Annotated in this window: 10 protein-coding genes and 1 pseudogene; 9 read left to right on the top strand and 2 right to left on the bottom strand. The window is 64.2% G+C overall.

Going from position 1 to position 9,667, the window contains the following annotated elements; translation table 11 throughout:
• The 5 genes and pseudogenes from ADBZ6I_RS13000 to ADBZ6I_RS13020 all read left to right on the top strand — a co-directional run.
• On the top strand, positions 1-162 hold a 162-nt coding region (locus ADBZ6I_RS13000), incomplete at its 5' end, for a hypothetical protein (RefSeq protein WP_526384489.1).
• A gap of 2 nt (positions 163-164) precedes the next feature.
• Positions 165-1,127, top strand: a complete 963-nt coding sequence (locus ADBZ6I_RS13005) for a tocopherol cyclase family protein (RefSeq protein ID WP_526384471.1) — start codon at positions 165-167, stop codon at positions 1,125-1,127.
• A gap of 17 nt (positions 1,128-1,144) precedes the next feature.
• Complete coding sequence (locus ADBZ6I_RS13010; RefSeq protein ID WP_526384473.1) at positions 1,145-1,414, top strand: hypothetical protein; 270 nt, start codon at positions 1,145-1,147, stop codon at positions 1,412-1,414.
• Positions 1,375-1,716 (top strand): annotated as a pseudogene (locus ADBZ6I_RS13015) (arginine deiminase family protein); the annotation flags it as partial. The gene ADBZ6I_RS13010 and the pseudogene ADBZ6I_RS13015, both read left to right, overlap by 40 nt.
• Before the next feature lie 29 nt (positions 1,717-1,745).
• Positions 1,746-2,750, top strand: coding sequence for an ornithine carbamoyltransferase (locus ADBZ6I_RS13020; protein ID WP_526384475.1), 1,005 nt, complete (start codon positions 1,746-1,748; stop codon positions 2,748-2,750).
• Positions 2,751-2,828: 78 nt separating this feature from the next.
• Here ADBZ6I_RS13020 and ADBZ6I_RS13025 read toward each other — a convergent pair whose 3' ends face one another.
• Positions 2,829-3,428, bottom strand: coding sequence for an FKBP-type peptidyl-prolyl cis-trans isomerase (locus tag ADBZ6I_RS13025; protein WP_526384477.1), 600 nt, complete (start codon positions 3,426-3,428; stop codon positions 2,829-2,831).
• Between the two features lie 393 nt (positions 3,429-3,821).
• On the opposite strand from ADBZ6I_RS13025, the gene ADBZ6I_RS13030 reads away from it, so the two are divergent.
• Both ADBZ6I_RS13030 and ADBZ6I_RS13035 read left to right on the top strand, forming a co-directional pair.
• Complete coding sequence (locus ADBZ6I_RS13030) at positions 3,822-4,694, top strand: glycoside hydrolase family 16 protein (protein ID WP_526384479.1); 873 nt, start codon at positions 3,822-3,824, stop codon at positions 4,692-4,694.
• Between the two features lie 179 nt (positions 4,695-4,873).
• Positions 4,874-6,688, top strand: a complete 1,815-nt coding sequence (locus ADBZ6I_RS13035) for a glycoside hydrolase family 16 protein (protein ID WP_526384481.1) — start codon at positions 4,874-4,876, stop codon at positions 6,686-6,688.
• Here the strand turns inward: ADBZ6I_RS13035 and ADBZ6I_RS13040 are convergent.
• On the bottom strand, positions 6,685-7,056 hold the full coding sequence (locus tag ADBZ6I_RS13040; RefSeq protein ID WP_526384483.1) for a hypothetical protein: 372 nt from the start codon (positions 7,054-7,056) through the stop codon (positions 6,685-6,687). The two genes, ADBZ6I_RS13035 and ADBZ6I_RS13040, sit on opposite strands and share 4 nt — an antisense overlap.
• 183 nt (positions 7,057-7,239) lie before the next feature.
• Here ADBZ6I_RS13040 and ADBZ6I_RS13045 point away from each other — a divergent pair, with 183 nt between their 5' ends.
• Positions 7,240-8,367 carry a DUF1254 domain-containing protein gene (locus tag ADBZ6I_RS13045; protein WP_526384485.1) on the top strand — a complete coding sequence of 376 codons (1,128 nt, stop codon included), beginning with the start codon at positions 7,240-7,242 and terminating at the stop codon, positions 8,365-8,367.
• A 319-nt stretch (positions 8,368-8,686) separates the two neighbouring features.
• Positions 8,687-9,667: DUF1254 domain-containing protein (locus tag ADBZ6I_RS13050; RefSeq protein ID WP_526384487.1), on the top strand; the 981-nt coding region annotated here is incomplete at its 3' end.

A 9,667-nucleotide genomic window follows, 5' to 3' on the forward strand; every position in this document is an offset into this window, starting at 1 on the left:
GATGCCATTCGGGCCGCAGTGCTGCGCGAGCACGGGGTCCAAGCCGCCGATGTCCTGATGCTGCCGGCCGGGGCGCTACCACGAACCACCAGCGGCAAGTTGGCCCGGCGGGCCTGCCGCGCGGAGTACCTTGACGGGTCACTGCGGTCGAAAGCGAAGTAGAGATGCTCAACAGACTTGTCAGCGCCTATCGCAGCACCGGGGCCGACGTTCCGTTCGGCAACCCCTATCCGGACCACGGCACCGAGATGGAGGGCTGGTTCTGGCGGGTCTCCGACGAGGCCAGCGGACGGGCCCTGATCGCGCTGTGCAGCCTCAACCGCCATCCGGCCGGGGACTGGTCCACCGCGGCGGTGGCTGTGCATCCGGGTCTGACCGTGCGCGCCGGCGCTCTGGGCGGAGCCCGGTCGCAGGACTCGCCGTTCTCTGTCAGTGCCGGCGACGAAGCGGGCCACTTCACCGTCGGCACCGAGCGGATCAGCTTCGAACTCGGTGATCTGCGTTTGAACATGGCGTTTCACCAGCCGGTCACCTGGCCCAAAGCCTTCGGCGGCGGCGGGATCTTCTCGGCCATCCCGTATCTCAACCAGTATTGGCATCCCTACTACCTGGGCGGGAAAGCCAGCGGCACAGTCGAATACGGCGATGAGAGCTGGAGTTTCACCGACGCGAAACTGTATGCCGAACGCAACTGGGGTGCCGGCTTCCCGTTGCGGTGGTGGTGGGGGCAGGCGCACGACTTCGGCGCCGACGATGTCTGTGTGGCCTTCTCCGGTGGGCTGCTGTCGCTGGGCCGGATCGCCCGCGACGTGAACGGAATCGTGGTGCGGCTGGGCAGCACGGTGATCCGGATGACCCCGCCGGTGCTGGTGCGCTCCGATGTGGGCGACAACCAATGGTTGCTGCGGGGACGGTCGCCGCGCTACGAGATCGAATTGAAGGGCGACGGCCGGCACTTGCCACCGCACGTCCTACCGGTGCCGCTGCCCGGGGAGCGGCGCAATATCGACACCGACTTCGAGCATCTCGGCGGCCGCTTGCGCTGCACGGTCCGCGAACGGGGCCGGTTGCTCTTCGACGGCACCTCCGAGCTGGCCGGCCTCGAAGTCGGAACGCGCCCGAAATAAGTGGATAGGGAGGTCCGATGACGGACACGGAGCCGCGGGTCGGGGTGTGGTCGGAGATCGGCAAGCTGCGCCGGGTTTTGGTCTGCCCGCCCGGACTCGCTCACGAGCGCCTCACCCCCGACACCGCCGGAGAACTGCTCTACGACGAGGTGCTGTGGGTGCAGCAGGCCCGCCGCGACCACTACGACTTCGTGGCGAAACGGGTCATCATCGCCGTGCTGCCGCGCAGTCGCGCGGCCATGCGGCGATCAGCCTGCGGCCGGACGAGACCGCGCCGGCCGGCATGAACGTGGAGGTGGAGACCAAGGGCCTCGTGGAGGTCGTCGGCGACGCCCTCGGCGTCACCTTCACCGTCGTCGACACAGCCGGTGACATCTACGGCATTCAGCGTGAGCAATGGGATGATGCCAACAACGTGGTGGCCGTGGAGCCCGGCGTGGTCATCGGCTACGACCGCAACACCCTGACCAACACCGCGCTGCGCAAGGCCGGCATCGAGGTCATCACCATCGCTGCCAGCGAATTGGGCCGCGGTCGCGGGGGCGGTCGTTGCATGACCTGCCCGATCCTGCGCGACCCCGCCTACTGATCCGACCCGACGCTAAGGAACTCGACCTGATGGCATTCAACCTGAAGAACCGCCACCTGCTGAGCCTGGTCAATCACACCCAGCGCGAACTGCTTTATCTGATCGACCTGTCGCGGGATCTCAAGAACGCGAAGTACTCCGGTGCCAGGCGCAGGAGCCTCGAGGGCAAGAACATCGCGTTGATCTTCGAGAAGACCTCCACCCGCACCCGGTGCGCGTTCGAGGTCGCAGCCTATGACGAAGGCGCTCATGTCACCTACATCGACCCCGCCTCGTCGCAGATCGGGCACAAGGAGTCGATGAAGGACACCGCCCGGGTGCTCGGCCGGCTGTACGACGCCATCGAATACCGCGGTTACGGCCAGGAGGTCGTGGAGGAACTGGCCAAGTACGCCGGTGTCCCGGTGTTCAACGGCTTGACCGACGAGTATCACCCGACCCAGATGCTCGCCGACGTGCTGACCATGACCGAGCACTGCGCCAAGCCGCTGCACGAGATCTCGTATGTGTTCGTCGGCGACGGCCGCAACAACATGGGCAACTCGCTGCTACTGGTGGGGTCCAAGCTCGGCATGGACGTTCGGATACTGGCGCCCAAGGAGCTTCAGCCCGACGCCAAGCTCGTCAAAATGTGCCAGGGCTTCGCCAAGGAGTCCGGTGCCCGCATCACCATCACCGACGACGTCGAGAAGGGCGTCAAGGGCGTCGACTTCATCCACACCGACGTCTGGGTGTCCATGGGCGAGCCGATCGAGAGCTGGGCTGAGCGCATCAAGCTACTGATGCCCTATCAGGTGAACGCCAAAATGGTTGCCGCCGCGGATAATCCGCGGGTGCGGTTCATGCACTGCCTGCCGGCATTCCACAACTCCTCGACTAAAGTCGGTCAGCAGATCGCCGAGCAGTACCCGGATCTCGCCAACGGCATCGAGGTCACCGAGGACGTGTTCGAAAGCCCGATCAACATCTGTTTCGAACAGGCCGAGAACCGCATGCACACCATCAAGGCCGTCCTGGTCTCGTCGCTGGCCTAGGGGGAGCGCCCAGCACAAAGAATCGCCCGGACCAATCAGGGTCCGGGCGATTCTTTTCTTGGGCTGGCGCTCGGCCTGCTAGCCGGAGGCGCCCAGGATCTTGATCGCGAAGACCAGGGTGTCACCCGGCTCGATTCCGGCGCGCGGCTCACCCTTGGGATACCCGTCGGCGGAGGTCATGGCGACAGCGACGGTGGAACCCACCTTCTGTCCGGTGATGGCCTTCTGGAAGCCGGGAACCACGCCGTCGAGGGGGAAATCGACGGGCTCGCCACGCTCGTAGCTGCTGTCGAAGACGTTCCCGTCGCGTCCGTTCACGCCCATGTAGCAGACCGAGACGGTCGCTGTCGGCGCGACAACGGGCCCGGAACCGGCCTGCAGCGTGCGCACCTCGGTTTGGCTGACGCTGAACGGGCCGTCGACCTTGACCACCGGTGCCGCCGCATCGGTGGATCCGGTCACCGCGACGCTGCCGGTCGCGCCGGACAGCGTCCACTCCGGACTGCCCGCGTCGGCCGGCGCTGCCGTCGGGCAGGTGTCACCGGCCTGCGCGGTCTTGGTCGCGGCAGAAACGGACGACGAGTTGTCGGTCTGCGACGAACATGCGGACAGCATCAGGACGAGCGCAGAGCCGGAAGCCAGCAACGCTGCCGAGGAGGAAAGATGTAGTGATTTCACGCTGGCCCACGCTACCGTTCCGTGCTCCGTGCCGACGAATCCCTTTTTGTGGATGTCGACACGCGGACGGCCGTCGATGGGATGATGACCCGTTACTGAGCTGGGGCAACGCGCGGACTTGACGGTGATTGGGGGGCGATTCCCTTGATGCATCAGGACGGTCCGGGGCGCGCCGGATTCGGCAGGTTAGGCGTTCTGGCTGTCGCCGTCGCTATCGGAACGGCGGCGACGATCGCGGTCGTCGTGCACCGGTGCGACCGCGCGGGCGCGGGTGATTCGTCGTTGATGCCGTTCGTCGACAACTGCGCCGCGTTCTCCACCACGATGACCTTTCCCGATTCGACCGGGCTGGTCGTTCGGGCCAGGTCATCGCCCTACAACGGGCCCACCGACATGACGCTGCTGATCAACCGCATTCCGTTGACCACCGTCACAGTTGACTCGACGTACTGGTCGGATTACACGTTCGGCTGGGCCATCCCGTCCGGCACGCACGAGATCAGCGTGGCCCATTCGATCAGTGCCGACGCCGATGAACCCGTCGAAGTGGAGTCGATCACACCGATCCGCGATTGGATCGGCGACGATTTCGACGGTCCGGCAGGCTCGCCCCCTGATTCCGCGCTGTGGACGGTGAAGCAGGGCACCGGCTGGGATCGCGGTGTGGAGGACTACACCACCGATAACGCCAGGCTCGATGGGCAGGGGAACCTGGTCATTGCAGCTACAAAAACCGCCGATGGCCAGTACAAGTCCGGGTGGGTGGAGTCGACGAACAAGATGAGCCTCGGCTACGGCACCACAACCGCGCGGATCAAAGTTCCTCGAGAACAGGGTCTTTGGCCCGCATTTTGGCTCAAGGGAGCCGATGAGGACATCACACCGTGGCCCGAGTCGGGCGAGATCGACGTGCTGGAATTGCCTAGCACGAGTAGCACGGTCTATTCGACACTGCACGGGCCGATCGAGGGGAACAGCCAGACCAGACAGGCACAGCTGGTCTCGAACGTGGCCGACCTCTCCACCGACCACCACGACTACTGGGTCCGGCATCTTCTGGACGAGATCACCATCGGGATCGACGATGTCACGCTCGGAACCTTCACCCCAGGTTCACTGCCGCCTGGTGCGAAATGGGTCTACAACCGGCCCATGCACGTCATCGTGAACCTAGCCGTCGGCGGCCCCTGGGCCGGCGATCCTGTCAGCTCGACCCGGTTTCCGGCCGAGATGATCGTCGACTCGGTGCGCTGGACGCCCGCCTGAGCGCAGCGCCGGCATCTTGGGCGGCGCCAAATACAATGACACACTGGTCAGAATTTCCGGAACGCGACTTCGGGGGAAAGGGACGCACGATGCACTGGACTCGACATCACCACCATCATCACCAACAAGGGCTGGGCTGGGCTGCCGGCGCCCACATAGGCCGGGTGGGGGGGCTCGCGGTGGCTCTGGGGATCGGCACGGCGACGGCCACCGGGTATTGCGCATTTGCCTACGCCGACACCGGCGATCCGTCGTCGGCCGGCAACGGGGACTCCTCCACCTCACAGTCGGTCAACCCCGGCCCCGAGCGACCGTCACGAGCGGCCGCCGGTCCGTCCCGCGGTTCGTCTGCGGCACAGGCTGATTCGTCGATCGCCGCGGTACCGCGAACCACCACTAGTCGGCGCTCGAACGGCGAACTCGGCGACCAGCAGGACATGTTCAACGAACTTGGCGCACCGCAGGCCAATCGCGACCTGCCGGATGCAGCCACGGTGCCGTCGTCACCACAGGTGGCCGCGATGCCAGAACCGCAGCAGTCGATCGCCGACGACGTCCCCCCACTGCCGCCACAGACGTTGTCACTCAACGTGATCGGTGCCAGTGCGGCTGTTCCCGTTGCGGCAGCGACGGCCTTGCCGCCCGTTGTCCAACCCGCACCGCCGATTTCGGCCGTCGCCGTGTCTCCGGTGCCGCCACCGGTGGCTGTCGTGTCGCCGCCGATCGCGACCGCATCACTGGAGACGATGTTCAGCAAGGTGCTGTCGTCGCTGGCCAACGCGTTATCCGTGCCCACCCCGACGGCACCCGCCGACGCGGCGGTGGCGATGGCGATGGAAACGACGCGCCGCGAGCGCGCCACCGGACTGCAGTTGTTGCGCAGCGGGTCCGCCGCGCCGGTGGCCGCGGCGACGACCACCAGGAACAACACCGCGATCATCGAAGCCGAGCGGATGACCGTCGCACCGTCGACCGCGGCCAGCGTGATCTCTGACCGACGCGCCTCCGGGGGATATGCGCTCACGCTGACCGCTAACGGAACGGCATCGAGCACGGTGACTCTTCCGGCGTCCACCGCGCTGACGATCCGGGCCAAGACAAGCTCGGGTGCTTCCCCGAATATGACGCTGACGGTCGACGGGGTGCCGGTGACCACCGTGGTGGTCAGGTCGACGTCCTGGACGAACTACACCATCACCGGAGTAATCCCGGCCGGTTCTCACGTTCTTGCACTTTCATCGTCCACGGCGAGCTCCACCGGTCCGCTGTTCATCGACAAGATCACCACGGCAACCGGTTCGATCGGCGACGACTTCATCGGCAAGTCGGGGTCGGCGCCCGACAAGAGCATCTGGACGCCGAAAGTAGGCTCCGGTTGGGATCCCGGTATCGAAACCTACTCACCCAGCAACGCCTTCCTCGACGGCTATGGCAACCTCGTGCTGCAGGCGACCAGGTCCAGCACCGGCGCCTATACGTCCGGCTGGGTGGAGTCGAAGAACAACATGAGTTTCGGCTACGGCACCATTACCGCGCGGATGAAAGTCCCTAAGGGGCAGGGTATCTGGCCGGCCTTCTGGCTGAAGGGCGCCGATGAGGACACCACGGCGTGGCCGATGTCGGGGGAGATCGACGTCGTCGAGTTGCCCAGCACCACGACCACGATGTATTCGACCTTGCACGGCCCGATCGCCGGAACCACCAGCACCCAGCAGGCTCAGATCATTTCCAACCTGCCGGACCTGTCGACTGATTACCACAACTACTGGGTGCGCCGTCTGCCCGACGAGATCACCTTCGGCGTGGACGATCTCACCCTGGGAACCATGACGCCGGATTCGCTGCCTCCCGGAGCGACATGGGTCTACAACCGTCCGATGCAGGTCATCCTCAACGTGGCCGTCGGCGGTTCGTGGGCGGGTCCGCCGGACAGTTCCACACCGGAGACGTCCAAGCTGATCGTCGACTACGTCCGCTGGGATCCGCCGGCCTAGCCGTCGCTGGGCTCGCTGCCGCGGCCGGTGCGTGCGGAGCGAGGGCTTGCGCCCCGTTCGGCGGACTGCGCTGCGTTGACGCCAGTGGTCGCGTTGCGCCCGGGAACTGAATCGGCATCCATTGCCGGTTCGTCGACCGGGTCTGGTGTCGGCTCCTCGGCGGCCAGCGGGTCTGCGTCCGAGTCCGCGACCGGCAGGGCCGCCGGGTCTTCGGCTGTGTCCTCGTCCTCGACAGGGGCCTCCACATCAGCCTCGACAGGGGCCAACGTACTCGCGGCGATGGACGTCTCGTCGTGACGTACGTACGCGGAGTCGATGATGCCCTTCAGCGTGGGTTCCACGAGGATCAGCAGCGGCAGCAGTTGCACGAGCGGCAGGTTGTCGCCGGGCAGCAGGTAGCTCGTCGTGACGCCGCCCTGGTCGTTGGTGGTGCTCCACTTATGGATCGCACGGATCGCCCAACGGCGCAGGCTGGTCCGTGGTCGAATAAGTCAGTTGTATGACTTAATCGGAAACTCACGACGTAAGAAGTCGGGCCTTGAGGGGGAAATGTGCATGCAAACAGCCGAAACTTCATGTCGCGCTCTTCGGTGCGTATCATCGCCGGCCTGCTCGCGGTGCTCCTTGCCGGGGGGGTTTTCCTCGGGTTGCGAAACCGAGATTCGGCGGCAGCGCCTGTGGTGAAGTCCGACGGGTTTGCCTCGCCGGCGGACTTCGGGGTTACCGATTACGCCTATCTGGTGTCAGAAACCGATTTCAACATGAAGCGGAGCCTGGGCAAGGCCGGCATCAACGAATGGGCGCTGCAAAGTGATGTCAGTAATGTCAAGACCCAGCAGGTGGTCCGGGAAAACCAGGATGTCATCTACTCCAGCGCCGTGGTCGACGTCAGCCAGGGAGCGACGTTCTCGGTTCCCCAGAGCGACACTTATCACATCGTCGAGATCATCGACCAGCAGAACTACATCGTGGATGTGGTGTATCCCGGCGAGAGCGTCAGCATCACGACCGATAACCTGACCTACGGCAACTACGTCTACTTGAACATGCGCATCAGAAAGCTGCCCGATTCGGCCGGCGGGTTGGAGGCCACCCACAAGCTGCAGCGGCTGGCCAAGATCGACGCGAAGTCGGCCGTGCCCTACCAGAGCCCCGACGTTGTGGTTGATCAGAAGACGTTGGAGAGCATCCGGATGGCCCTGATCAAAGACGTGCAGGCCGGAAAAATGCCCGATACCAGCCGGTCTCAGGGCGGGCCGTACGACACCAACCCTCGGGATCATCTCTTCGCCACCGCCTACGGATGGGGCGGGCTGGCCGTTCAGGATGCCGCCTACATCCCGATCAAAAACCAATCGGAGATCAAGGACGGCAAATCTATGCCGTCGAGCATCACCTTCACCCCACCGCAAATCGATTACGGTCGGGGAGGTTTCTGGTCGATCACCACCTATAACGACGAGGGCTGGCTGGCGAAAGACAAGGCCGCGATCTCCAATTCCGAGGCAACCGCGAACCCCGACGGATCCTTCACGATTCGATTCAATTCCCCAGGCGAACCGAATAACCTCGACACGTCTTCGCCGTTCAGCGCGCTGCTGCGGGTCTACGTCCCCAAGTCGAAAAGCGATGTAGTTCAATATATTTCGAAGGCCAGCGAACAATTAGTCATCAAGTAGAGCGCTGATTCAGGAGGCAGTAATCGTGACAGTACAACGGCGACAGTTCATCGCTTTGGGTGCTGCTGCGGCGGCGGCTGCGGCGGTCCCACTGGTTGCGTCGTGCGCGAACGGTGACAACGATGCCTCGGCCCCACAGACATCGGCCCCACAGACAACGGCCCCACAGACAACGGCGGCGAGTTCTGACCCGGGACAAGTTATCGCCCCGACGTCAGCGGCCGATGTACCCGGCCCGGTACCGGGCGCACCTCTGAGCAAAGAGTACGTCCAAGCGGTGGGTCGAACTGCGTATCTTTGGGGTTGGCCACTGGTCAACATGCACAATCGCCAGGCAAAGTTTGCACAGGCGCCTTATCCGGGCCTGCTTGGCGGCGTGCTGCCGATGGCGCCGGCGAACCAACTGGCGATGCTGTCGGATTACATTGCGCCGGAACAGCGGTTTGTCACGTGTCCAAACCAGGACGTCGCTTACGGCGCTGGTTTCACGGACCTGAGCAAGGAACCCGCCGTGTTCCAGGTACCTGACTTCGGCGACCGTTTCTGGGTGTACCAGATCGTCGATCAACGGACCGACTCCTTCGCCCGAGCAGGCAAACAGTACGACACGACACCGGGGCTCTATCTTTTGGTTGGTCCCGATTGGAACGGCGAAAAGCCCGCGGGGATTGAGGCGGTCTATCGATCGCCAACGAATAAGGCCGCCGTCTTCCCACGCATCTTCATGGACGACACCGATGCCGACCGCGCTGCCATTCAGCCGTTGGTAAATCAGGTGATGATGTACCCGCTGAGCGAATTCACCGGCGAGATGCGGACGACCGACTGGAGCAAAGCAAAGACCATCCCCAATCCCAACGCGGGCGGCAAAACCGAGACGGCGTGGGTCGTTCCGGACAAGTACTTTGAGCAGCTGCCTGAGGTTATGGACGAGGTCAAACCGCTTCCGGGCGAGGAAGCGTTGTACGCGAACATCCGTCAGGTGCTGGATGCGGCGAAGAAGGACCCCAAGCTGGCAGAGGCGCTCACCGAAGTCGCCGTCGGAACGGAAAAAGAGATTCTTGCCACCATGTTCGAGTTCCGCGGTAACGGGGTCGACGCGGGGAACGGCTGGCGAACGCAGATGAACGCGGCCCAGTTCGGCACAGACTACTTCCAGCGAACCGCCACGGCCAAAGGCAACATGTTTTCGAACATGCCGAACGAGACGAAGTATTTTGGAACGGACTTCGACTCCGACGGTGGCCGGATCAATGGGTCGAAGGCCTACACGGTGACGTTCCCCAAAGGGCAGCTACCG

The sequence above is a fragment of the Mycobacterium sp. genome (assembly GCF_044342925.1).
Classification (GTDB): Bacteria; Actinomycetota; Actinomycetes; order Mycobacteriales; family Mycobacteriaceae; genus Mycobacterium.

What these genes read in the sequence shown, in the direction of transcription:
- ADBZ6I_RS13005 (WP_526384471.1), top strand. Translation starts at nt 165, where the DNA reads ATGCTCAACAGACTTGTCAGCGCCTATCGCAGCACCGGGGCCGACGTT.
- ADBZ6I_RS13010 (WP_526384473.1), top strand. Translation starts at nt 1,145, where the DNA reads ATGACGGACACGGAGCCGCGGGTCGGGGTGTGGTCGGAGATCGGCAAG.
- ADBZ6I_RS13020 (WP_526384475.1), top strand. Translation starts at nt 1,746, where the DNA reads ATGGCATTCAACCTGAAGAACCGCCACCTGCTGAGCCTGGTCAATCAC.
- ADBZ6I_RS13030 (WP_526384479.1), top strand. Translation starts at nt 3,822, where the DNA reads ATGACGCTGCTGATCAACCGCATTCCGTTGACCACCGTCACAGTTGAC.